General features: G+C 57.6%; 19 protein-coding genes and 1 riboswitch. Of the genes, 12 read left to right on the top strand and 7 right to left on the bottom strand.

Annotated elements, in window-relative coordinates:
• Positions 1-2: 2 nt before the first annotated feature.
• Entirely contained in the window at positions 3-1,061 is a 1,059-nt protein-coding gene (locus E1573_RS01480; protein WP_133209925.1) for a putative urea ABC transporter substrate-binding protein, read from the bottom strand.
• Positions 1,062-1,119: 58 nt separating this feature from the next.
• Positions 1,120-1,223, bottom strand: a riboswitch (guanidine-I (ykkC/yxkD leader).
• A gap of 290 nt (positions 1,224-1,513) precedes the next feature.
• Between E1573_RS01480 and E1573_RS01485 the strand changes: the two genes are divergently transcribed.
• A complete protein-coding gene (locus tag E1573_RS01485; protein ID WP_133209928.1) occupies positions 1,514-3,373 on the top strand; it encodes an ABC transporter ATP-binding protein in 1,860 nt (619 codons plus the stop codon).
• A 426-nt stretch (positions 3,374-3,799) separates the two neighbouring features.
• Here E1573_RS01485 and E1573_RS01490 read toward each other — a convergent pair whose 3' ends face one another.
• Positions 3,800-4,645, bottom strand: a complete 846-nt coding sequence (locus tag E1573_RS01490) for a nitrilase family protein (protein WP_133209931.1) — start codon at positions 4,643-4,645, stop codon at positions 3,800-3,802.
• On the bottom strand, positions 4,642-6,141 hold the full coding sequence (locus tag E1573_RS01495; protein WP_133209934.1) for a cytosine permease: 1,500 nt from the start codon (positions 6,139-6,141) through the stop codon (positions 4,642-4,644). Before E1573_RS01495 ends, E1573_RS01490 begins: the two co-directional genes overlap by 4 nt.
• 200 nt (positions 6,142-6,341) lie before the next feature.
• Here E1573_RS01495 and E1573_RS01500 point away from each other — a divergent pair, with 200 nt between their 5' ends.
• From E1573_RS01500 to E1573_RS01525, 5 genes are all read left to right on the top strand, one after another.
• Positions 6,342-7,244 (top strand): LysR family transcriptional regulator, encoded by a 903-nt coding sequence (locus E1573_RS01500; RefSeq protein ID WP_133209937.1) that lies wholly within the window; start codon positions 6,342-6,344, stop codon positions 7,242-7,244.
• Positions 7,245-7,470: 226 nt separating this feature from the next.
• Positions 7,471-8,373, top strand: a complete 903-nt coding sequence (locus E1573_RS01510) for a LysR family transcriptional regulator (RefSeq protein WP_133209939.1) — start codon at positions 7,471-7,473, stop codon at positions 8,371-8,373.
• Positions 8,374-8,550: 177 nt separating this feature from the next.
• Positions 8,551-9,765 carry a RidA family protein gene (locus E1573_RS01515; RefSeq protein WP_133209942.1) on the top strand — a complete coding sequence of 405 codons (1,215 nt, stop codon included), beginning with the start codon at positions 8,551-8,553 and terminating at the stop codon, positions 9,763-9,765.
• The gene (locus E1573_RS01520) at positions 9,762-10,889 is read left to right on the top strand and encodes a M20 family metallopeptidase (RefSeq protein WP_133209945.1); all 1,128 of its coding nucleotides are present in this window, start codon (positions 9,762-9,764) and stop codon (positions 10,887-10,889) included. Before E1573_RS01515 ends, E1573_RS01520 begins: the two co-directional genes overlap by 4 nt.
• Before the next feature lie 110 nt (positions 10,890-10,999).
• The gene (locus E1573_RS01525; RefSeq protein ID WP_133209948.1) at positions 11,000-12,649 is read left to right on the top strand and encodes a BCCT family transporter; all 1,650 of its coding nucleotides are present in this window, start codon (positions 11,000-11,002) and stop codon (positions 12,647-12,649) included.
• A gap of 66 nt (positions 12,650-12,715) precedes the next feature.
• On the opposite strand, the gene E1573_RS01530 is transcribed toward E1573_RS01525, so the two are convergent.
• The 4 genes from E1573_RS01530 to E1573_RS01545 form a co-directional block, all read right to left on the bottom strand.
• Complete coding sequence (locus E1573_RS01530) at positions 12,716-14,146, bottom strand: HAMP domain-containing sensor histidine kinase (protein ID WP_256659455.1); 1,431 nt, start codon at positions 14,144-14,146, stop codon at positions 12,716-12,718.
• Positions 14,147-14,373: 227 nt separating this feature from the next.
• Complete coding sequence (locus E1573_RS01535) at positions 14,374-15,303, bottom strand: malate dehydrogenase (RefSeq protein ID WP_133209953.1); 930 nt, start codon at positions 15,301-15,303, stop codon at positions 14,374-14,376.
• A gap of 706 nt (positions 15,304-16,009) precedes the next feature.
• Positions 16,010-16,480, bottom strand: coding sequence for a hypothetical protein (locus E1573_RS01540; RefSeq protein WP_133209956.1), 471 nt, complete (start codon positions 16,478-16,480; stop codon positions 16,010-16,012).
• 307 nt (positions 16,481-16,787) lie between these two features.
• A complete protein-coding gene (locus tag E1573_RS01545) occupies positions 16,788-17,243 on the bottom strand; it encodes a hypothetical protein (protein ID WP_133209959.1) in 456 nt (151 codons plus the stop codon).
• A 368-nt stretch (positions 17,244-17,611) separates the two neighbouring features.
• Here E1573_RS01545 and E1573_RS01550 point away from each other — a divergent pair, with 368 nt between their 5' ends.
• The 6 genes from E1573_RS01550 (at position 17,612) to E1573_RS01575 (ending at position 23,314) form a co-directional block, all read left to right on the top strand.
• On the top strand, positions 17,612-17,959 hold the full coding sequence (locus E1573_RS01550; RefSeq protein WP_133209962.1) for a DUF6124 family protein: 348 nt from the start codon (positions 17,612-17,614) through the stop codon (positions 17,957-17,959).
• Positions 17,960-18,269: 310 nt separating this feature from the next.
• A complete protein-coding gene (locus tag E1573_RS01555) occupies positions 18,270-19,256 on the top strand; it encodes a universal stress protein (RefSeq protein ID WP_133209964.1) in 987 nt (328 codons plus the stop codon).
• Between the two features lie 711 nt (positions 19,257-19,967).
• Entirely contained in the window at positions 19,968-20,186 is a 219-nt protein-coding gene (locus E1573_RS01560) for a hypothetical protein (protein WP_133209967.1), read from the top strand.
• Positions 20,187-20,426: 240 nt separating this feature from the next.
• The gene (locus E1573_RS01565; RefSeq protein WP_133209970.1) at positions 20,427-21,224 is read left to right on the top strand and encodes a BRO family protein; all 798 of its coding nucleotides are present in this window, start codon (positions 20,427-20,429) and stop codon (positions 21,222-21,224) included.
• Positions 21,225-21,380: 156 nt separating this feature from the next.
• Entirely contained in the window at positions 21,381-22,178 is a 798-nt protein-coding gene (locus E1573_RS01570) for a BRO family protein (RefSeq protein ID WP_133209973.1), read from the top strand.
• 107 nt (positions 22,179-22,285) lie between these two features.
• Positions 22,286-23,314, top strand: coding sequence for a hypothetical protein (locus tag E1573_RS01575; protein ID WP_133209976.1), 1,029 nt, complete (start codon positions 22,286-22,288; stop codon positions 23,312-23,314).
• Positions 23,315-23,339 lie beyond the last annotated feature (25 nt).

A 23,339-nucleotide genomic window follows, 5' to 3' on the forward strand; every position in this document is an offset into this window, starting at 1 on the left:
GATCACAACGTGCCATCGGCGGCCAGTTGCACGAAGGTCGGGTCAAAGCGCAGTTTGACGTTGCGGGGGTCACCCACTGCCGCGCCCGCCGGGAAACTCATGCCAATCGCATCGGGATCACGCGCGCCCTCACCGAGCAGACCGTGGTTGAAGGAGAACCGGGCAATCTTTTGCATGGTGGCGGGCAGCGTTGGCTGGCTGACAAACGCCAGGTTTTCTTGCGGGGTGTAGAACAGTCGGGTTTCGGCGAGCTGGGCTTTGTAGCCGGCCAGGTCCGTGCCGGACGCCTTGGCCATGTGCTCAAGCACCGCGCCGTTGTCTTTTTCGGCCATCAGCGCCAGCACTTCGAACCAGGCGCCGGTCAGTACTTTACCCAGCGCCGGGTTGTCTTTGAGGGTTGCTGAATTGACCACCATCAAATCGAGGATTTCGCCGGGAATCTTGCTGGAGTCGAACACTTCAGTGGTGTTCGGCCTGGCACTGATGGCGTTGAGCATCGGATTCCAGGTGGTCACTGCCTGAACATCGGCAGTGTCAAAGGCCGCGGCGATATCGGCATCCGAGGTGTTGACCACCTTCAGGTCTTTCTCCGACAGGCCAACGCTTTCCAGGCCACGCGCCAGCAGGTAATGCGACACCGACAATTCAACCAGATTGACGTCCATGCCTTTAAGGTCGTGAAGGGTTTTGCCCTGCCCCTTGAGCACGATGCCGTCGTTGCCGTTGGAGTAATCGCCAACGATCAGCGCGGTGCTGTCCACACCGCCTGCCGCAGGAATGGTCAAGGCGTCCATGTTGGTCATGCTGCAGCCATCGAACTGGCCGGCGGTGTACTGATTGATCGACTCGATGTAATCGTTAAGCTGCACCAGCTCTACCGAGATGCCGTACTTCTTCGCCCACTTGTCGACGATGCCTTGGCTATTGGCGTATTCCCACGGCATCCAGCCTGCATAGATCGTCCAACACACTTTGAAGTCGGTTTTGGCGGCGTGCGAGGAAAGGCTGAGGCAGAGCGCTAAGCCAGCGGCGAGCAATGCGAACAAACGGGGCTTGTGCATTGTGGTTCTCCAGTTGATAAAAGGACGGACAGGAGCAACACGACACCAAAGGTGTTCTGTCTCCCGGGCTTTTGTCCCGCCGTGTAACCTCAACTGGAGGTCGCCAACTCTCGGACCAGTCACTCGTTGCAATCACGAGCCGGAACCCTAGTGGGCTATTTGCAAATTGTGGTGCCGCGATATCAGTAAGACTCCTGCACGAAACTCCTACAGCAAGTTGTGGGCCAAGCTGCTGGTTGCGCTTGTGAAGCCTATAAATCGCGGTATTGGGCGCTTTGGGTGCCGCGTGTGCGAGGGGCGTGATGAGACTTTTTGGTGCGCGAGCGCCATAACGGAGCATGTGTTGATGCTAGCGGCCATCGCGGGGCAAGCCCGCTCCTACTGCGGGTGGTTTTGGGCAGGAAACAGTTCAGTGGCAGAATCACCGGAATTCGATCGTTTGGGAGACCACCATGCTGGGTGCATTTGAACGCAAGCTCGACCCCTTTCCTCCTGACGAGGTACCACCACCCCCCGAGGGTCTGGCGCGGTTTCTGTGGGCCTGCACACGGGGCGCCCGGGGCTATATTCTTGCGTTTGCACTGCTCAGTGCTGCTGTGTCGATCTACGAAGCCTGGTTGTTTGCGTTCCTCGGCCAGGTGGTGGATCTGCTCTCGACCTGGCAAGCAGGTGGTGAGGCGGCGGCACAAGAACGTCGGGTGTTGTGGGGCATCGGCATCCTGATGGTGTCCAGCATTGGCCTGGTGGCTTTGCGGACCATGGTGCAGCACCAGATATTGGCGATAAACCTGCCCTTGCGCCTGCGCTGGGACTTCCACCGTTTGATGCTGCGGCAAAGCCTTTCATTCTTCTCCGATGAGTTTTCCGGCCGCGTCACCACCAAGGTCATGCAAACGGCGCTGGCCGTGCGCGACCTGCTGTTCACCCTGATCGAGATCGTCCCCGGGATCGGCGTGTATTTTGTTGCGATCATCGCCCTGGCTGGCGGTTTCGCGCTGAAACTGATGCTGCCGTTCGTTGCCTGGGTCGTGTTGTTCGGCCTGGCCATGCTGTACTTCGTGCCGCGCCTGGGGAAAGTCGGCCAGGAACAGGCCAATGCGCGGTCGTTAATGACCGGGCGTGTCTCGGATGCCTACACAAACATCACCACGGTGAAACTGTTCTCCCACTCCAATCGTGAAGCGCACTTCGCCCGTGCCGCGATGGAAGACTTCAAGCACACCGGCTTTCGCCAAATGCGCCTGGTCAGCCAGTTCGAGATCGTCAACCAGGCGTTGGTGGTGGTGTTGATCATGGCTGCCGGTGGTTATGCCTTGTGGCTGTGGCACCTGGGTGAAGTCGGCGCAGGCGCTGTAGCGGCAATCACCGCCATGGCGCTGCGCATCAATGGCATGTCGCATTGGATCATGTGGCAAATGACTTCGCTGTTCGAGAGCATCGGCACCGTGCAGGATGGCATGGCCACCCTGACCCGCTGCCCGAAAGTGACGGATGCACCGGATGCCAGTGTGCTGGTGACCTCAGGCGGGGCGGTAACCTTCGACAAGGTGAGCTTCAACTACAATGGCGAGCGTCAGGTGCTCGATGGCCTGAGCCTGAGTGTTCGCGCCGGGGAAAAAATCGGCCTGGTCGGGCGCTCTGGTGCGGGCAAATCCACGCTGATCAACTTGCTGCTGCGCTTCTATGATGTCGACAGCGGGCAGATCCGCATTGATGGCCAAGACATTGCCCATGTGACGCAAGACAGCCTGCGCAGCGCAATCGGCATGGTCACTCAGGATACATCGCTGCTGCACCGCTCTATTCGCGACAACATCGCTTACGGCCGCCCCGATGCCAGCGACGCTCAAATCCGCCGAGCTGCGGCCAATGCCCAGGCCGATGAGTTCATCAGCCAGCTCAGCGACCGGCAAGGCAATACCGGCTACGACACCCTGGTAGGTGAGCGTGGCATCAAGCTCTCAGGGGGGCAGCGCCAGCGCGTCGCAATAGCCCGTGTGATGCTCAAGAACGCCCCGATCCTGCTGCTTGACGAAGCAACCAGCGCACTGGATTCCGAAGTCGAAGTGGCCATTCAAGAAAGCCTCGACGAAATGATGGAAGGCAAAACCGTGATTGCCATCGCCCATCGACTGTCGACGATTGCGGCCATGGATCGGCTGATCGTCATGGATGAAGGACGCATTGTCGAACAAGGCACCCACAGCGAACTGCTGGCGAAAAACGGCATTTATGCACACCTGTGGCACCACCAGAGTGGAGGGTTTCTGGGTGAAGATCGGGGAGTGCCTGAGGTGATGGATCAAGAGTGAACCGGTGGGAGCGAGGCTTGCCCCGCGATTGCCTGAATCGCTTGACCAACAGCAGTGTGTCGGCGCAACTGGCCATCGCGGGGCAAGCCCGCTCCCACAAGCGGCCGGCGGTGGGAGCGAGGCTTGCCCCGCGAGTGTGTGAATCGCTTGGCCAACAACGGTGTGTCGGGGCAACTGGTTATCGCGGGGCAAGCCCGCTCCCACAAGCGGCCGGCGGTGGGAGCGAGGCTTGCCCCGCGATTGTGTGAATCGCATGGCCAACAACGGTGTGTCGGGGCAACTGGTTATCGCGGTGCAAGCCCGCTCCCACAAGCGGGGCGGCGGTGGGAGCGAGGCTTGCCCCGCGAGTGTGTGAATCGCTTGGCCAACAACGGTGTGTCGGGGCAACTGGTTATCGCGGGGCAAGCCCGCTCCTACAAACGGGGATCAGGCAAGTGAAGTGCTCAAGCCATACAACTGAGGCCGGCGGTCGCGGTGCAGGTCATTACGCTCGCTGATGCGCTTGTTACGCGCCTGCTCAAGGTTGAGCGATGCCAATAGAATCTGCTCGCTACCCTGCTCTGCCGGCCCGGCCATGGGGTAGCCGTCGGCGTTGACGATCACCGAGCCTTGCACCCAGTTCACCCCGCGTTCGTGGCCGTAGCGGTCACAAGCGGCGATGAACATCCGGTTCACCGAGGCGTTGGCCTGCACGCGCAAGACTTCCGCCGGGCGTTCGGTCGGTGGCCGTGGGCCGTCGGGCCAGTTGACCGGGGCGCAAAGTAAGTCGGCACCGGCCAGCGCCGGAAGGCGCACCCACTCAGGGAACTCCAGGTCGTAGCAAATCAGCATGCCGATACGCCCGAACGCTGTTTCGATCACCGGTGGCGCGGCGTCACCGGCGCTGAAGATGTCTTTTTCCGCATCCCACAGATGCACCTTGCGGTATACCGCGCGCAGCCCCTGTGCATCGAACATTGCCGCGCTGTTGCCCAGGGCATCGCCAGGCAGGCGCTCGCAGAATCCACCGACCACAACAAGGTTCAGCTCCCGGGCCAAGGCCTGCCATAAGCTCAACGTCGGGCCTTCAGGGGTTTCGGCCAGGGTCAGGGCCTCGTCACGGTCGCTGAACAGGTAGCCGCTCTGCACCAGCTCGGGCAAGACCACAACCTGAGCACCCTGCAACGCCGCCGAGCGAATCGCCCGCTCGGTCAGCGCACGGTTGTAGGCAAGGTCGCCGATGCGTGGCGCCAACTGGCAGCAGGCGACCACTGTATTCATTGCAATGTTCAACGCCCAGCCTCCGAGGGTTGTTCAGTCATGGCGAGCATGTCGCGCTCGCTCAAGGTGTCGATGACTCGCCGCTCGGCTGCCAGGTCGATGGAACGGCTGAGCAGGTAATAGCTCAGCCCCGACACCACCAGGCCCACCAGCCAGGCGATGTCCACGCCTTCGAGCAGTCGCGCCAGCGGGCCGACAAAAACCTCTTGGTTGGCAGCGGCATCGAAGATGTAGAAAAACGGCACCATGGCAGCAAATCCCAGCAGGTAGGCAACAATGCCACGCAGTTGCCAGGCACCGTAGATGCCCTTCGGGGTGAAGAAGTGCGGGATCGCGTAACGGCCTTTGCGCACGAAGAAGTAGTCGACCAGATTGACCGCAGTCCACGGTACGAGGAAGTACAGGAGCAGCACCAGGAAAGTGTTCAACAGGGCAATGCCATCGCCTTTGAGCGACAGTACACAGGTCAACAGGACTGTGCTGATCACCCCAATCGACAGCACGCGGGCGCGCGGGGTCGGGGTGATTTTCTTGATCGAGTCGACACCGGTCAGCAAGGTCAGCATGGCGCTGTAGGTGTTAAGCGCGATGATCGGCAGAAAACCCAGCACCGACACCACCACCAACAAGTTGCCCAGCCCTGGCAGCAGCGACGAGCCAACCTGATTCAGCGCCACCAGGGCATCGGCTGCACGCAGCTCCTGCGCCAGCCAGGCACCGAGGCCGATCATCCAGCTGCCCGACAACGACGCACCGATGAACACGGCAGCGATCAACTTCCAGCGGCTAGTGTTTTTCGGCAGGTAGCGGGAATAGTCAGACACATAAGGCGCATAGGAAATGTTGTAGCTGGCGCCAATGGCAAACAATGTGGCGAAAGCAATCCAGCTGAACCCCAGGTCGCTCGCCGGCGCAGCGCCGTCACGGCCAGCACCGAACATCAAGGCGACCGTCACCAGCGTATACAACGGCAAGGTCGCCAGCAGCGCCCACTTGAAGGCTTTGTGCATCAGGTCGTGGCCGTAGATCGCCAGCAACGCACCGATCATCACCACCGTCACCGCAACAAGGGTCGGGTCGATGCCAAACACATGCTCCAGACCGTTCATGATCAATGAGGTGTTCACCACGTTGAAGCCGACAAACACAAACATCGTCGCCATCAACGCCAGGATCACCCCGCGATAGCCGAACTGGGCACGGGACTGGATCATCTGCGGCAAGCCCATTTCCGGCCCTTGCGAACCGTGGAAGGCCATGAACAAGGTGCCGAACATAATGCCCAGCGCGCCGGCCAGCAGGGTCCACAACGCAGACAAGCCCAGGCTGGGGCCGACAAAGCCGATGGAGATGGTGAAGAAATGAAAGTTGCCAAGAAACCAGAACGGCCCCTGGCTGCTGAGTTTGGCGTGGCGTTCGTTTTCCGGGATGTAATCGATCGAGTGGCCTTCGATGGCCAATCCGCTGCCCGCCTCCACGGCGTGGGCAGAAAGGGGGGACACTGACATACGATAATTCCTATGCAGCTGAGTTTTTGTTGTTGTGGGTACAGCGCTCGGTTCGGCATCCTGACCGAGAAATTCTCCATAAAACCTGACAAAGAGGCTGGTTTCCCGGCAATGTAGGGCGTTGGTCAGGGTTGTAAAATATCGCAGGCACACTGTTTATATAGATCCTTATCTATGTAAGCCGAGCTCAAGGGGCATACATGCAGGGCACTGTTTCGGAACTGGATCTGCGTTTGATCCGGGTGTTTCTGGCCGTGGTTGAAGCGGGAGGGATTTCCGCAGCACAAACCGCGCTCAACACCACGCAACCGACCATCAGCGCACAACTGGCAACGCTGGAAGCACGGGTGGGGTTTCGCCTCTGCGAACGCGGGCGTGGCGGTTTTTCGGTAACGCCCAAAGGCAGCCAGTTTATCGAAGCCGCCAGGCGATTGCTGGCAGCAACCGAAGGCTTTCGGGTTGAAGTGCAGCACATCAATCGCAAGGTCTCGGGCACCCTCAATATCGGCTTGCTCGGCCAGATCGACCCGGTGGCGAACAAGAAAATCGGCCAGGCCATCGCCCGTTTACGCGCCAGGCATGAGGGCTTGTACTTCCACTTCACCGAGCTGTCGTCGTCGCTGTTGGAAGAGAAGATCATCAACAACCATATCGATCTGGCCATCGGTTATTTCTGGCACCGCTTGCCCAGCATCGATTACTTCCCATTGTTCGAGGAAACCCAGATCGCCTATTGCGCCCCGTCACACCCGCTGTTCGGGCAGGTCGGCGCGTTGACCCGGGAAGACGTCAGCCACTATGACTGGGTGTGGCCGAGCCACCCATTACCGGAGATGCCAACCCCCACCTCACTGGAACGCTTGAGCGTACTGACCGACAGCATGGACGGTGCGGCGCTGCTGATTCTCTCGGGCCAACACCTGGGCTTTCTGCCTAAGCACTACGCCGCCCGGCATGAACAGCTCGGGCAACTGCACCCGCTCAATCCTGAGCTGTTGCGCTACGAAGTCAGTTTTCATGCGGCGGTACGCCATTCGGCGCGGCGGCGCGAGTTGGTGAGTGCCTTTCTGAACGAACTGATCGAGATATTCGAGCCGGCGTGAAGAGGCTGGAGCCCGGGCAGCGGGTCATGGTAAATAACAACGCGGCCATGCTGGCGGCCTAGGCTCTGTACGAAAAGTTTTGAGACGAAGGTCAGGCAAGGCGAAAACAGCCGAGGAAGCGGAGTTTACGGGTTGTAAATGAGCATTCCGAGGCTGTTTTCAACGCAGCATCACCGAGTATCAAGGCTTTTCGTACAGAGCCTAGCAGCAATCAGGAGCAACATTGATGCGCATACAGGATGCCGATCTGAAGTCATTGCGGATCTTCGAAACGGTTGTGCAGTGTGGCGGCTTTTCCGCGGCCCAGTCGGCGCTCAATACCAGCGTTTCGGTGATCAGTGAGCAGATGAGCCTGCTGGAAACCCGCCTCGGCGTCAGGTTGTGCGACCGTGGCCGTTCGGGCTTTCGCCTGACTGACGAAGGCGCAGTGCTGTACGAAGCCGCGCAGCGCATGCTGGCAGCGGTCGAGACTTTCTCGATGGAAGCCGCCACCCTGCGTCAGCAGTTGAGTGGCATCTTGCGCATCGGGGTGATCGACGCCACCCTCACCGACCCCGGCAGCCCGCTGACCCTGGCCATTCGCCGCTTTGGCGAGCTGGCGCCACAGGTTCATCTGCAAATCCATATCGATACTCCTAGCGCCCTCGAACAACGGGTGATGGATGGCCGCTTGCACCTGGCTGTCGGGCCGTTTCCTTCGCGCCTGCCAGGGCTGGATTACACACCGTTGTACAAAGAAACCCACGGCCTGTTCTGCTCGCGCAGCAATCCACTGTTCGAACAGGATGACGCTAGCATCACCCCGCAGTTGCTGAGCCAGGCCAGGGTCGCGGCGCGCACCTTCCTCGGCCGCTTCGACCTCGACCAATTGCAGGCAGAACGAGCGGCGGGCAGTGTCGATAACGTCGAGGCGCGGGCGATGATGATTGTCTCCGGTCAGTACATCGGCTTTTTGCCGCTGCACTACGCACAGCCTTGGGTCGACAAGGGCGAACTGCGCAGGCTGTGCCCCGAGCAATATGCCCCGCAACTGAGCTTCGACATCATCCGCCATCGCGGTGTCAGCCCACCGCGCACGGTCGTGGCTTTCCATCAGCAAGTGCTCGACTGCACCGCCGCGCAGGGTTGAGCGAACCGGGAGGCTGAACTTGCTTCGGGATTTGCCGAAGTCAACTTCACGAACCGGCTATTCTTCCGAAGTATCGGCTTCACTAGAGTCTAGGGCGAGACAATCAAGCCAACCTGATGCTTGCCCTGCCGCCCCGCCCTGCTCTGTGGGCCCCGGCCGGGCAACGGGAGCAATGCCATGTCCGACCTCACCACCGTGATGCCGCTCTCCCCGTTAGTGCCCCTGCAACCCTTCCGCTACCGACGTCTTGGCGAACAGGTGTTCGTCGGTGGTGTTCTGCCGCTCGATGCCACCGGCACCTTGATCGGTGCAGGCGATATCGAAGCCCAGACCCATGCGGTGTTTGCCAACCTGAAAGCAGCCCTGGAGGCAGCCGGCCTGCAACTGGCCGACTTGGTTCGCCTCAATACCTATTACGTCTTCGAGGGTGAAGAAGCCGAAGCCACGGTGTACTGGGAAAAAATGACCCGGGTTCGCCTGCAGTACTTCCCCGACCCTGGCCCCGCTGCCACGGCGGTGCGCGTACAGGGTATGGGCTGCCGTGGCGCCATGATCCAACTGGAAGCCGAAGCACTGGCTGTGCCCTGCGCGCAGCGGCAACGGATCATGCCGGTCAAGAGCTGGGACTGGAGCATTCCGGTGCCGTTGTCACAAGGCTGGCGATCCGGCAGCCAGATCTGGGTCGGTGGCCAGGTGTCCGCCGATCGGGCAGGCAAGGCGATCAGCCTGGGTGATCTGGCCGGGCAAACCGCCAACGTGCTGGAGCACATCCGCCATGTCTTGCTTGACGGTGGCGCCACCTTCAGCGACCTGACCCAGTTGAAAATCTGCTACCTGCACGAAGGCGACAGCAATGCCGCCGAAGCGCGCCTGCAAGACATTCTCGACGTGGTGCGAGCGACCTGCGGCGAACCGCTGCCACCGGTCACCGCCTTTGGCGTCAACCTGCTCTATGAGGGATTGCTGCTGGAGATCGACGCCACCGCCCAGGTCGGCGTTGCCCAACAAACGGTGCTGGCCAAAGCGGGCAATCACAACTGGACGGCCGGTGTGCAAGTCCAACGTGACGATTCAAACATCCAGGTGGCCGGGCAAAGCGTAACCTCGACAACGCTTGAACACGCCTGCAGCGAAGTGCTGCGGCGCATTGCCGAGCAGTTGCGCAGCATTGGCGCCGGCCCCGAAGCCCTCGCCCACCTGCATGTACTGATTGCTGGAAACGAGGCCAATGGCGAGCCGGAACGTGCCACCTCGTTGTTTAGCCAGGCACTGCAGGTGTTGTGTGGCGACGCCTTGCCGCCGTTCACCGTGGTCAGGGTGAGCGGTTTGCCGGGGAACGCATCGCTGCAAGTGGATGCGGTTGCCGTTGACCTTGATTCGAGGTCGGTATGAACCCATTCGATGAAGCACTCGAGCTGACCCGCCAACTGTTGCGGTTCGACACCACCAACCCACCGGGTAATGAACAACCGTGTGCCGAGTTTCTGGCCGGGCTGCTGGCCGATGCGGGCTTCACCACCACCTTGCATGAGCTGGCGCCCGGCCGCGCCAGCCTGGTGGCCTATCTGGGCAACGGCCAGGGGCGGCCACTGTGTTTCACCGGGCACTTGGACACCGTGCCACTTGGCAAGACGACGTGGTCAGTCGACCCGTTCGCCGGCGAAATTCACGACGGTCGCCTGTTTGGCCGCGGCAGCAGCGACATGAAAGCCGGGGTCGCCACGTTCATCACCGCGGCACTGCAGGAACGCCAGCTGATCGCCGACAGCCCCGGCGTTGTGCTGGTGCTGACCGCCAGCGAAGAAACCGGCTGCCAGGGTGCCGCAGCGCTGCTACGAGACGGCGTCAACCAGTACCACGCCGGTGCAATCATTGTCGGTGAGATGACCGCCAACTACCCGCTGATCGGCCACAAGGGCGCCCTGTGGCTCAAGCTTGAAGCACGCGGCAAAAGCGCCCACGGCTCGATGCCCGAGCGCGGCGACAATGCGCTGTACAAAGCCGCACGTGCACTGACCATGATTGAGCACTACCAGGTACCCGCGCCACGCCACCCGGTGTTGGGCGGCACCAGCATCAGTGCAGGCACCTTGCACGCCGGTAGCAGCATCAATGTCGTGCCGGACCTGGCCGAGCTGTGCGTGGATATCCGCAGCCTGCCCGGCATGTCGCACGACGACACTCGCGAAACCTTGCTCGCCGCGTTGCAGCCTGACATCTGCGCGGCACAGGCGGTGCTCGACCTGCCTGCGGTGTTCACCGACAGCGCCGACCCGTGGATAGCAACGGTGTATCGCATCACCCAAGAGGAAACCGGAGTCCGCCCCGAACCCAGAGGCGCCAGCTACTTCACCGACGCCTGCGCGCTACAGCACGCCCACCCTGGTGTGCCCATCGTGATTCTTGGGCCCGGTACACCGGAGATGGCGCACCAGACCGACGAGTACTGTGAAATCGCCCGTATCGACGAAGCCGTGCGCGTGTATCGGCGATTGATCAGCGATTGGTGCTCGTGAGCCACCTGATACCCCTTCACGCACTTCTATAGCGGTTCCAGCGGGCGCTCCTGCCCCCGGAACCGGGCAAAACAACAAAACCAATACAGCCAGTAATAGAAAGGTATCCCATGAAAATATCCACCCCAGCGAATCCGGCCCTGCCGGAGGCTCAAACAGTCCGCACCAGCAAGGATTACTTGCTGATTGTGGTCAGCGTGGTGTCCATCTTCCTCACCGTGTTTGCCCTGGCAGCCTTTCCGGCACGCTCCGAGCAAGTCGCCAGTCAGTTGTTCCAGAGTGCCACCGATCTACTGGTCGCCCCGGTGCTGGTGATCTTCCTCGCCTTCGTCGCCGGTTCACTGTTCATCATCTTCAGCAAGTACGGCAACATTCGCCTGGGTGACGGTAAGCCGCAGTTCAAAACGCTGCCGTGGATCTTCATGTTCATCTGCGCCGGGCTAAGTTCCGCGACCCTGTACTGGGGCTTGGTAGAGTGGGCCTATTACTACAACACCCCAGGCCTGAACATTCCGGCGCGCAGCCCCGAAGCATTGGACATGAGCATCGCCTATGCCTTCTTCCACTGGGGCTTCGGCACCTGGGCCTGTTACGCGGTCGGCGGCATGGCCATGGCCTACTACTACCATGTGCGCAAGCACACCAAACTGAGCCTGGCCGGCATCATCGAAGCGATCACCGGCATCAAGGCCGGCGGCCCGTTCGGGCGGTTGATCGACATCATCTTCCTGATTGGCACCTTCGGCGGCCTGACCGTCACCATGGTGGTGACCACCCAGACCTTCTCCAACGCCCTCTCCAACCTCACCGGCCTGCCCAACACCTTTGTCATGCAGGCAGGCATCGTGCTGCTGATCACCAGCATCTTTTCCTTGAGTTCTTACATCGGCCTGGAAGGCGGCATGCAGCGCCTGGCCAGCATGGTTTGCTGGGGCGCGCTGTTCTGCGCCTTGGCGGTGCTGGTGGTGGGGCCGACGGGGTTCATCGTCAAGAATACGGTGAACGGCGTTGGCCTGATGTTCTCCAACTTCCTGCACATGAGCCTGTTCACCGACCCCGCCGGCGACGGTGAATTCACCCGCAACTGGACGGTGTTCTACTGGTTCTGGGCCATCTCCTACACCCCGGCGGTGTCGATCTTCGTAGCCCGCGTGTCCCGTGGCCGCACCTTGAAAGAAGTGTCTGCCGCGCTGTTGCTCGGCGGTAGCGTCAGTTGCTGGGCGATCTTCGGCAGCCTCAGCGGCTATGGCATCGACCAGTTGCTCCGTGGCATTCTCGATGTCCCTGCAGTGGTCGCCAGCCAGGGTGGCGAGGTGGCGATTACGCAACTGTTGAACGGCTTTCCGCTGTCGGCGCTGGCCACTGCCTTCTACCTGTTCGTGATGGTGATTTTCCTCGCCTCCCACGTCGATGCCTCGGCCTACACCGTAGCTGCTGCCACCACCCGCAACCTGCCGGAAGGCCGTGACCCGTCACCGTTTCTGCGCCTGTTCTGGTGCGTGATGCTGGCCTTGGTGCCACTGACCATGATCGCCAACCACCTGTCGTTGAAGACGGTGAAAACCTCAGTGATCCTCACCTCGATTCCGTTCTTCTTTTTGCTGGTGGTGATGGCGGTTGGATTTGCGCGTTGGTTGTACCGTGATTACCGTCATCGCAGCGCGCAAGACATCGAGGCTGAAGCCCGGCTTACAGAAGCAGCAGCCCTGCCGGAGCCAGAGGGAGCCCCGTCACGGTGGAAGGATGAAGTGGCGGTTTAGCCTTCAATAACCCCCAGTATGAAGCTGCGCCCATCCCGTCAATGAGATGGGCGCAGCTTCATGCTGTCAGTGGCTAACGCTGAAACACAGACAAACACGCGTACCTTCCTGCTCGCGGCTGCTTAAGCTCACCGCCCCGCCGAAGCGTTCCATGATCTGCCTGACCATGATCAAGCCGATCCCCAAGCCGCCTGAGCGGGTGGTGTAAATCGACTTGAAGGCCAGCATCTCCTGTTGCCGGGTCAGGCCTTTGCCGGTGTCGTTTACCGTCAGGAACAGCTGCTGACCATCGTCAGACAGGTGGGTGCCAATCGCTAGCCGACCGCCCTCCGGCATCGCCTCGATGGCGTTCGCAATCACACTGTTGAGCACCTGCGCGAGCAACAAGTGGTGGCTGACCACTAAGGGGGCAGGCCCGGCATCCACCTCCACATTGATTTTCGAGTAGGCCAACTGCTGCTTGAACGCGCTCAAGGTGACTTGCACCGCGCCGATCAGATCAACCGGCTCTGACTCCCCGCGCAGCGGCCGCAAGCACATCAGCAAGTCCCTTACCCAGATCGACATGCGATCGACCTGGCTGATGATATCGGCAATATTCCGTGCGGCAGGCTGCCCCTCGACACTCTGCGCCAGCTCAGCGCTGCTACGGATGCTGGCCAACGGGTTACGCATGCTATGTGCCACCGCGGTCGACATTTCGACCAGGCCACCGTAGGTCTTGTTGGCTACCAACTGATCCTGCTGAGAGTTCAACAGCTTCGACGCTCGCCACACCAACCAGAACAGCCCGAAATAAATGGCCAGGCCACCCAGTGCGGTCGCCACCCAGATCAACCGAAAGCCGCGATTAACCCGCTCGATCAGGTCGACCGGCTCTTTGTAGATTTCCACCATCGCCAGCGCATTGCCCTGCTCGTCAGTCAGTGGAATGTAATTTTCAATAAAGAACTCTTGCGGCGGATGCAGGAACTGTTGCTCGACCCGCCCGGCCTGAACCTCGTTATATCGCGCCGAGACCCGCCCTTGGGTTTTGAAGGCCTTATCCAGTGCCTCATCACCTTCAACCTTGCGCCCGACCAGGGCGGGGTTGGTTGACCACAGCACCACCTTGTCGGGTGAATAAATGGTCGCCAGTAAAATGTCTGGCAAGTGCGCAAGGTGATCGAGAAACTCAGAGCGTGCCCGCACGCGGTTACGCACTGTCTCTTCGGTGAGCATGCCGAATACGGATGGGGTCAGCACAGTCCCCATCTGCATGCCTGAAAGATCGTGATGACGAATTTCACCAATGGCCACGGCCTGAATGAACTGGGCCGACAACAACGCATCACGCTCAAGGCTTTCATTCATCAAAAAGCGGGTCGACAGCGTGCCCAAACCAAGGGCCACCACACCAATGATGAGAAAACTGATGATCGAGAACCAATGCAGCAGATCGAATGGCTCAGTGGAGCCGACTGCGAGCGTGTTTTTCCAGAAACGAAAGCGGGACAAGAATTGCGCTGCATTCATAGGCAAGACTCGGCAGATGTGAACAGCAATGAGAGCATCGTCCTTGGTAATCAGCGCCGAGACAGTCACACCCTCTCTACTACCTAAACTCTAGCTGGACATTACCGACCGGTGGGAGCGGGCTTGCCCCGCGATTGAGCTGATAGCCATGACTGCCGAGTCGATGCCACTGACTATCGCGGGGCAAGCCCGCTCCCACCGTCGCCTGTTCACAACGCTTTCATTTCGGCGATATCGCGCACCACCTGATCTGCCGAGCTGTCGAACATCGCCTGTTCCTGCGCATCCAGAGGCAACTCGATCACCCGTGCAATCCCCCCCTCTGCCAGCACACAGGGGACACCCATGGCCATATCGGTTCGCCCATACTCGCCCTCAAGAATCGCGACCGCCGGCAAAATGCGGTTTCGGCGGTTGGCAATGGCATCCACCATCTGCGCAATGGCCACGCCCGGTGCATCGCAGGCGCTCCCCAGCTTCTTCAAACCCAGAATCTCGCCGCCACCCTTGCGGGTACGCTCGACAATCCGTTCGATTTGCTCATTGGACAGAAAGTGAGACAGCGGCACCGAACCGACCGCACAGTAACGCATCAGCGGCACCATGCTATCGCCGTGCCCACCCAGCACCAGCGCGGTGATATCCCGAGCAGAAAACCCGGTCTCCTCGGCGATAAAACACTTCATGCGCGCGGTATCCAGCACCCCTGCCTGCCCGAACACCCGGTTGCGCCCCAGTTTGCTCAGCGACCAGGCCCGGTACGTCAGCACGTCGACCGGGTTCGACACCACCAGCACCGTCGCCGCCGGCGCATAACGGTTAATATCGGCCATGATGCCGTCGAGAATCGGTAGGTTGATACTCAGTACATCCTGCCGCGACTGGCCCGGCTTGCGCGGCACACCCGCGGTAATCACCACCAGGTCAGAGTCTTGCAGCAATTGGCCGTCGGACCCACCGTACACCCGGGTATCAGACCCAGACTCAACGGCGGCCTGCCAAACGTCCAGCGCCTTGCCCTTGGCCAAATCACCCTGCACATCGATCAGCATCAACTCACGACAGAACTCATCCCGGGCGATGATCTGAGCAGTCGCTTCACCCACGATACCGGCACCCACAATGGATAGCTTGTTCACCTGACACCTCCTCGCGGCCCGTGCCCCCTAACACGCCCGCCTGTACACAGAAGTATTGCTCGACACTGCTAAAAGACTAGCTAATGCTCTTGTTTTGGTCGGGGTGGAAGATACCGTCTTGCACCAGAGAATCTGTGCAGTCCCGGTGGGAGCGGGCTTGCCCCGCGATCTGATCCATAGCCATTGCTGTTGTATTGATGTTGCTGCCCATCGCGGGGCAAGCCCGCTCCCACCACTGATGCCGCAATTTTCCAAGGCCAGTGCCCCTTGAAACCCATCCATAACCTCGTTAACCTCCGTGGGTCGCTGCACATTCAGCGACTCGGGCTTGGCGGCCCGAGACGAAGGCGCAAAGCGCCCCATGCTCACCTTCGCAGGCGCTTTTTTTGTGCCCGCGAAGATGCTTTATGGCGGGCTGCGTATGGACTTCTTCGGAAGTGCCGGGGCCTTCGTACCGGTCCGCCAACTTTGCGCAGTCCGTCACCATTCCTTGCTTGGTGGCAGTCGGTGGCAGATCGAGCCTCGGCGAAGGAATAGCCGCAGGTGAGATCAGGGCCGCCGATGCGGCCCGTCGAAGCTTTATTTGTTCTTCTCTAACGAAGAAAACGGAATCGACTTTCCGCGCTGGATCGACAGGCCTTGAAGCGAATTTCCAACCGCGTCCGGCACGACCGAAGCCAACAACATATCAACCTACGCCCAAATCTCATTGACTCGCGGCGCTCCCCTCACCCTCACCGACCGTAGCTGACGGTACCGATGGCGGAGGTGAAGTGTCATAAGAGGCACCGTTAATATATTGCAGCTCAGCTTTGATCAGCTCAAACGCTTTTTCCCGAAGTTCGCGCTTCTGTTGGACATACTCTTGGGGCGAAATGAAGCCATTGAACCGATCAATACAGAGATCTGAAAGTCCATCACGGTGAAACTGAACACCTTGCGTGCGCCTGAAGAGCTGCTTCATTGAAACGGCCAATTCTGTTTGAAGCTTAGCGCTGACTGGGCTCTCAATGGGGCCGGACTTCATCGCTGCTGCTAATGACGATGCGAACTGACCAGCCACATCAGGGGACGGCTCAGGGCAAATAGGCGAGCCCGGTTTGATCTGAACATACACAACCCTGTAGTCCGCAGCGGTCGCTAAAACTCCGGTTGACTCTGAGAAAGGTGCTCCCATTTTTCTTTCCATGATGGGAGGTCGCGGAGTCATGTAGTAGGCGCAACCAGAAACGAACGAGCACAAACATAGCAGAGCCAATATGCGCATCTTTCTGCCCCTCATTAAGCTTCTACTTCGGGTATAGCAGAAGAATTAATGAATCAAAGCCAACAGCTGGTTACCCCCCAAAAACTACATTCGCATGCGGCCACGGAGGGCGGCGCAGGTATGTAGAAAGCCATTAGCAATAGCGAAGCCCACAGCAGACAACGCCGCAACTGCCTGCTGCCTTCCCCCAAGGATTGGCCTGAATCAAACCTCAATCCTACTTAGCTTTTTGCTGATCCTCCGGGGGGCTATACCCCGATCGAATCTCGCTTAATCGGTGAAAAGGCGACCGTTTTATCCATGGGAGCGCGCGATGGAAAGCAATCAACTGAAGAGCCCAGGAGACAAGGCAGAAGATCGATCCTTCGTCCTTGCTCAAAGGAAGTTCAAAAGCAATTGCCACCACCGCGAACATGATGCTGACAAAGAAAAAGCCAGTGGCCAGTGCATTGACGAAGTAATTTAGCCTGCGCCAATCATCTGGAATTAGCTCCAGTGGCCCCATGGCAATCAGCGCTATTGCGAACGGCACGGAATACATAACCAATGACACAGATGGCTCTGCGTACCGCAGGAAAACTATCCAAATCGCGAGCCCTGCGAATGATGCAACGCGTGTTTTCGTCACCGCTATTCGTGAGCCAAACGCGCTGACTGTTTCCCACAGCCCCATTGAAACTCTCCCTGTCCGCTTCGCGGCGAAGCATAACATCCCTATTCAACGCCCGCCCTACAGGCTGCCACAATGCTCCAAGGCCAACGCCCCTTGAAACCCGCCCCCAACCTCGATACCCTCCCTGAGTCGCTGCCAATTCAGTGACCGGGCGTCGCGGCCCGCAAGGCAAAAGGCGCTACAGCGCCACACCACCACAATTGCAGGCGCTTTTTTTGTGCCCGCTTTCTGTGCAATGGCGGCTGTGCGTGGGAGACTTTCGAGTCTGCCGGGTTTCCTTTTGCCTCGGTCCGCGAACCCGCGCACAGCTGCCACCCAAATCGTTTCGCGGCGATGGTTGGCAGTTCCACCGCAAAAGGAGCTGCACCATGACAAAGATAGTCCCCGATCCACCCCCCTCCACCACCCAAACCAGCACCACCTTTGGCACCTGCAACGGCAGTCACGATCCCCTGTTCGCCGTGCGCACAGGTGTCTCCTCCGAAGATGCCCTGGTGCATGCCTGCGTCTTGCTCAAAAGCGCCTATCACACCACCGCCCACGCCTGCGACATGGTCGATACCGAGGCGCGCGGGTTGTTATGGGCGACGGAGCAATCGCTGGAAATGAGCCTGGCGCTGGTCGAGGCCGTGCTGGATGAAGTGGAAGCCCGCTCAGCGACGTTGGCGGTACTACGCCGCGCTGCGCAGGCAGATCGAGCCTCGGCGAAGGAATAGCCGCAGGTGAGATCAGGGCCGCCGATGCGGCCCGTCGAAAGCATGGCTCGGCCTGCGCCTTAGAGCGTTAAGTAACGCGGTGTAAAGGAAGAGGTGCCTTATAAAACCCAATACCGTTTTTACAGCGCCTCTCTTTAGCTAAAAATCAACTAATTGATCCGACCAACTGTAAAACAGATTACCCACAGCAAGCGTCATAGTATGCGCCTTTTACATTGAGCACGCTCAGCAGCCGTTTTCGAACATACAGCGGCTTATAGCGCCGTGTTGCCGCCAGATAAAAACTGTACTCAGGCACAGGAAGACGCTCATGCACACTATTCGCAACACGTTAGTCGTAGTGGATGCTCAACAGCCCGGCGAAATGATCCTGCACCGAGCCAAGATGATTGCCAGCGCCACACGATCACACCTGCATCTGTTGGCCTGCAACAAAGGCAATCATCACTCCCCCTACCTGCACGACCTGCAAACTTCCCTGCAACAACAAGGCTATAGCGTCAGTACACAACAGGCTTGGCATGGCAGTGAACACAGAACCATCATCACCGTTCAGCAAGCCAAAGAATGCGGCCTGGTGATCAAACAACACTTCACCGACAACCCAGTGAAAAAAGCGTTTCTCACCCCCGAGGACTGGAAGCTACTGCGCTACTGCCCCAGCCCGGTGCTCATGGTGAAAACCGAAAGACCCTGGACCGACGGCACCATTCTCGCTGCGGTCGACATCGGCAACAGTGATGTTGAACATCGCGTCCTGCATTCAGGCATCGTCAGCCACGGCTATGACATCGCCAAACTGGCTGGCGGCACGCTTCACATGATGAGCGCCCATCCTTACCCAATGCTGTCAGCGAGCGACCCCATTTTCCAACTCAAGGAAAGCATCCAGGCGTTCTATCGCGACCAATGCAAACGGTTCCAAGCCGAGTTTCATATCAGCGACGAACGCCTGCATATAGTCGAAGGCCCTCCAGAAGTGCTGATTCCGTATCATGTGCACAAGCTAGAAGCAGCACTCACTGTAGTAGGCAGCGTCGCCCGAACCGGATTGAACGGCGCCTTGATCGGCAACACCGCCGAAATGCTGCTGGACACATTGGACAGCGACATACTGGTACTCAAGCCGAACGATGTCATCCTTCACCTGGAAGAACTTGCAGCTCCACCTGCGAGCCCGTCGGTTGATACCGCGATCATCTCCTGGCCTTACAGCCACCACAGCCATCGGGTGGAACCTGAAGTGAGCCATCAGATAAGCAGGCTTAGTGCTCAGCGAGCTAAAGTTCGGCGGTGAGGGTTGGTTTTGTGTGGATTGGCTGTGTTCCGGCATGTCGTGGGGAGGGATGACATGGAGGTGATTCAAACGGAGTGCAAGCGATGGCTTTCGGGGCAGCTTGCGGCTGTGAATTTTCGCGCCCCCTAGAATGCAAAAAGCCCTGAATAATCAGGGTTTTGAAAGTGGCGGAAGCGTAGAGATTCGAACTCAACGTAAAGCGCTCTTCCGGGCTGGAGGCCTTGATTTACGCGGGCTCCAGAGTGCGATTGTCAGCGATTTTGTTCCCAGAGTGTTCCCATCGTGGTTGTGTGCGTCACCTCGAAGGACAGCTCTCTTAGGGGGGAACGCCGTTTCATGTTGACCCATCAAAAAGAGGTAATTTTGGTAATTTTATTTTTTATCCTCAATAAAACCCTTACTAATCAATACGTTGAGAGTTTTTGTAAAAGGTAATTTTAGGGTAATTGAAAGGTAATCGACTTACCTTCAAACACGGTAGACGGCATTAAAAATAAAATCCTTTTAAATCAGCAGCTTAGTAAAAAATTACCTTGCCAATTACCATAAATTACCTTCCGCGGTAATCGCTGAAAGCCTTGCAGTTCAAGGCCTAGAGGATAGTTGGAATCCCCCCCTGACCAAAATTACCCCTTTTTGATGGCCATCCTGAAAATGACCAAGGCCATCCCGTCCGCTACCTATAATCCGAAAACGAGAAAAGGAGGTCTCATGGCCAGAATCAGCAGAAAGCAGTTGCAAGAACTAATGGATCAAGGTGAACCGCTAATGAACCAAGCGGTGGATGCGCTTCGTCGGTACAACGAAGCGAAAGGACAGCTACCTCCCAAACAAGTCGAGCAGCTACGTCTTGAGGCCGAGGCGCTGTTCCAGGCGGTTCAAGCATATCAGCTGAGATCGCTGGGAGGCGCTGCCCCTACCCTTCATTAACTGTCTAGTCGCAGGGAATTGCAGGGAAACTCTATCCCTGAAACACCGCTGTGGCGCCGGAGCTGGGCCTGTACCAATACTCTGCAGGGGTGAAGAAAAATCGACACATTTAGACCGGGGGCGTGGCGGGGGGACGAGTGCGCGCGCCAAGTATAGATCGGGTTGCCGGCCGCAGCCAGGCTGGGCAAACTGCTCAGCGCAGACCCCCATCACGGACAAGACTTTGTAAGGAACTCGCTGATGACCATACCTGTGCTGTTTGAGTTTGAAGCGCTGCCGGTACGAGTTATGACCGGAGAGGATGGGGAGTATTGGTTCTGCGCCAAGGACGTCTGCGCGGTTCTGGGCTACATCAACTCAAGGCAGTCAATTGCTGACCACTGTCGCGAGAAAGGTGTATCGAAACGATACACCCTCACGGATCAAGGTAAGCAGGAGCTGCAGTTCATTGATGAGGGTAATCTCTATCGACTCATCATCAGGAGCAAGAAGGAAGAGGCCAAGCGATTCGAGTCGTGGGTATGTGATGAACTATTGCCAGCTTTGCGCAAAACCGGCAGTTACCAATTGGAAAACCGATCGACAGCCGCCGCCCGCATCGCTAACCACCGACTTCGCCTAGCCTTAGGCAAAGAGCTCTACCACACCCGTGCCCCGGCGCTGCGTATGCTCATTCATCAGCAACTGGCTGATGTGTCCAATGCATTGGGCCTACCTACCCCAGAGATCGACAGTCTAGGTCGCACCGCGCCCGACGCGCCGGACATCCTCAAGTCTTTCTGGGAGGCCTTGGCTTATCTCGACGGCAAAGGAGTGGACTATAACCATACCAGCCGCTCCAACGTTCTGGCGGTCAATTTGCGAGAGCTCACCCACTTACTCAGAGAGAATGGCCAGTCGCTTCGATTCGACACTGCCCTACGCGAGGCCATGTGGCAAAGTCACTCGCCCCGCTGTCTGCACAAAAACCACGCGGTTCATAGCCGACTAACCGGAAATACCATCAAATGCTGGGTATTTGAACGACTGACAGAATGAAAATGGGTGCGGAAAATTCGACACATTTAGCCTGCAGGCGTGGAGGGGGAACGAGTGCGCGCGCCAGGTGTATATCGAGTTGCCGACCGTCGCCAGGCTGGGCAAACTGCTCAACACAGAGTCCACCTAGGGCAAGATTTCGCAAGGAACGCGTAGATGACCATACCCGTGCTATTTGAGTTTGAAGCGCTGCCGGTGCGCGTGTTGACAGAAGCAGATGGCGAGTATTGGTTCTGCGCCAAAGATGTCTGTTCTGTGCTCGGCTATCGAAATGACACTGACTCAGTCAAGGCGCATTGTCGGGAGGCTGGGGTAGCGAAACGCGACCTCAGCTCAAGCGGACAGAGACGAGAGCTGACCTTCATTAACGAAGGCAACCTTTACCGCCTGATAGTCAAAAGCCGAAAAGAAGAAGCCCAATGCTTCGAGTCGTGGGTATGCAATGAAGTATTGCCAGCTTTGCGCAGGACCGGCAGTTATCAATTGGGTAACCGCACGACAGCAGCCACCCGCATCGCTAACCACTGGCTTCGCCTCGCTTTAGGCAAAGAGCTCTATCGCGCCCGAGACCCAGTGCTAAGCACGCTGATACATCAGCAACTGGCTGAAGTATCCGATACATTGGGCCTCCCTACCCCGGAGATTGATAGTTTAGGTCGCACCGCACCCGTCGTACCGGACGTTCTTAAGACCTTTTGGGAGACTTTGACTTTTCTCGATGGCAAAGGAGTGGAGTACAACCACAGCACTCGCTCAAACATCTTAGCGGTCAATCTGCGTGAGATAGCCCACCTGCTCAGCGAAAATGGTCAATCACTGCTGTTCGACACTGCTCTGCGCCAGGCGATGTGGCAAAGCCATTTGCCTCGCTGCCTGCACAAAAACCATGCGATTCACAGTGGACTAACCGGAAAGATTATCAAGTGCTGGATATTTGAGCTGACCACCAAATAAACTTGGCGCAACTCAGAACACTCAACTTACAACAAGACTTAGAAAAATTAACCTTTAGCTATAGTCCTTATTAAAAATATCACCACCCAACAAAACCAAACACTCCAATGAAAACTTCAAGCACACCATCAGTAGAAGTAAATAAAATTCTGCAGCACGCTGTGGACTCAATAAAATTAGGGGTTCTAGACTACAAATTAAGCACAGAAACCCCTGAGAACTCCACTAGATGCATTTCAGCAGCTCGGAATTTATTTGCTGGCGTACTCATACTGTTTAAATTTAAAATTGCTTCTCTAGCCAGCACCCCCGAACAAGCAGCCGAACTAATATACAAGACAAAAGAGATCACCCCAACACTGAATGAAAAAGGGGAAATCGAGTGGAAACCCGTCATCTATAATGATACAACCATCGACACCGAAACCATAAAGTCAAGACTGATCAGTTTAAAAATATGGCATGACTGGGGTGCAGTAAAGAAACTTAAAGACTGCAGAAACAATCTTGAGCACCTTCACCCAAAGCATCCAGTAAGCGAAATTCAAAAATTCATCGCAGACTTATTCCCGTTACTACGCGATTTTATCAAGAACGAAATGACTGAACCTCCAGGAGCTTTACTAGGTGATGCTTGGGATACAATGCTTGAAACCCATAGTTTTTTTGAAAACAACAAGTCAGAAATCAGAGAGCTTTGGAGGCCTATCCAACTCTCCGAAAACGCAAAAAAAATATTCAAACAATGCAAATGTGAAAACTGTGAATCACAACTTCTAGCTCCACACCCAGACGATGTATTAAATGAAGTTTCTACTGATGATCGAGACTTTCGCTATGAATGCGTGGCATGCCACTACTCAGCATCATTAATCGAGCTTATACAGGAAAAATTTTCTGAACTGCATGAAACACCATTTGATCCGGACCCAATCGTTGAGGAATGCGCACGATGCTTTGTTGTTTTGTATCATTCATACCACGGAATTTGTCATTGGTGTGATTTTAAGCCCGAAGTTAAATACTGTGCATGCGGGGCCATTCTTCAGGATCACGAAATAGAGAACGGTGATAAATGCGATCACTGCGAAGAATTAGAAGATAAATTTGACGAATACGAAGCACATATTCGTTAAATACCAAAACGACGACCAAGGACCA

This window comes from Pseudomonas sp. H9, assembly GCF_004353925.1.
Taxonomy (GTDB): Bacteria; Pseudomonadota; Gammaproteobacteria; order Pseudomonadales; family Pseudomonadaceae; genus Aquipseudomonas.

Bases quoted from the DNA above. Each gene is read 5' to 3' on its own strand.
- E1573_RS01545 (WP_133209959.1), bottom strand. From the start codon at position 17,243: ATGGGGCTGTGGGAAACAGTCAGCGCGTTTGGCTCACGAATAGCGGTG.
- E1573_RS01570 (WP_133209973.1), top strand. From the start codon at position 21,381: ATGACCATACCCGTGCTATTTGAGTTTGAAGCGCTGCCGGTGCGCGTG.
- E1573_RS01575 (WP_133209976.1), top strand. From the start codon at position 22,286: ATGAAAACTTCAAGCACACCATCAGTAGAAGTAAATAAAATTCTGCAG.
- E1573_RS01480 (WP_133209925.1), bottom strand. From the start codon at position 1,061: ATGCACAAGCCCCGTTTGTTCGCATTGCTCGCCGCTGGCTTAGCGCTC.
- E1573_RS01520 (WP_133209945.1), top strand. From the start codon at position 9,762: ATGAACCCATTCGATGAAGCACTCGAGCTGACCCGCCAACTGTTGCGG.
- E1573_RS01555 (WP_133209964.1), top strand. From the start codon at position 18,270: ATGCACACTATTCGCAACACGTTAGTCGTAGTGGATGCTCAACAGCCC.
- E1573_RS01550 (WP_133209962.1), top strand. From the start codon at position 17,612: ATGACAAAGATAGTCCCCGATCCACCCCCCTCCACCACCCAAACCAGC.
- E1573_RS01540 (WP_133209956.1), bottom strand. From the start codon at position 16,480: ATGGGAGCACCTTTCTCAGAGTCAACCGGAGTTTTAGCGACCGCTGCG.
- E1573_RS01565 (WP_133209970.1), top strand. From the start codon at position 20,427: ATGACCATACCTGTGCTGTTTGAGTTTGAAGCGCTGCCGGTACGAGTT.
- E1573_RS01495 (WP_133209934.1), bottom strand. From the start codon at position 6,141: ATGTCAGTGTCCCCCCTTTCTGCCCACGCCGTGGAGGCGGGCAGCGGA.
- E1573_RS01510 (WP_133209939.1), top strand. From the start codon at position 7,471: ATGCGCATACAGGATGCCGATCTGAAGTCATTGCGGATCTTCGAAACG.
- E1573_RS01525 (WP_133209948.1), top strand. From the start codon at position 11,000: ATGAAAATATCCACCCCAGCGAATCCGGCCCTGCCGGAGGCTCAAACA.
- E1573_RS01485 (WP_133209928.1), top strand. From the start codon at position 1,514: ATGCTGGGTGCATTTGAACGCAAGCTCGACCCCTTTCCTCCTGACGAG.
- E1573_RS01515 (WP_133209942.1), top strand. From the start codon at position 8,551: ATGTCCGACCTCACCACCGTGATGCCGCTCTCCCCGTTAGTGCCCCTG.
- E1573_RS01560 (WP_133209967.1), top strand. From the start codon at position 19,968: ATGGCCAGAATCAGCAGAAAGCAGTTGCAAGAACTAATGGATCAAGGT.
- E1573_RS01500 (WP_133209937.1), top strand. From the start codon at position 6,342: ATGCAGGGCACTGTTTCGGAACTGGATCTGCGTTTGATCCGGGTGTTT.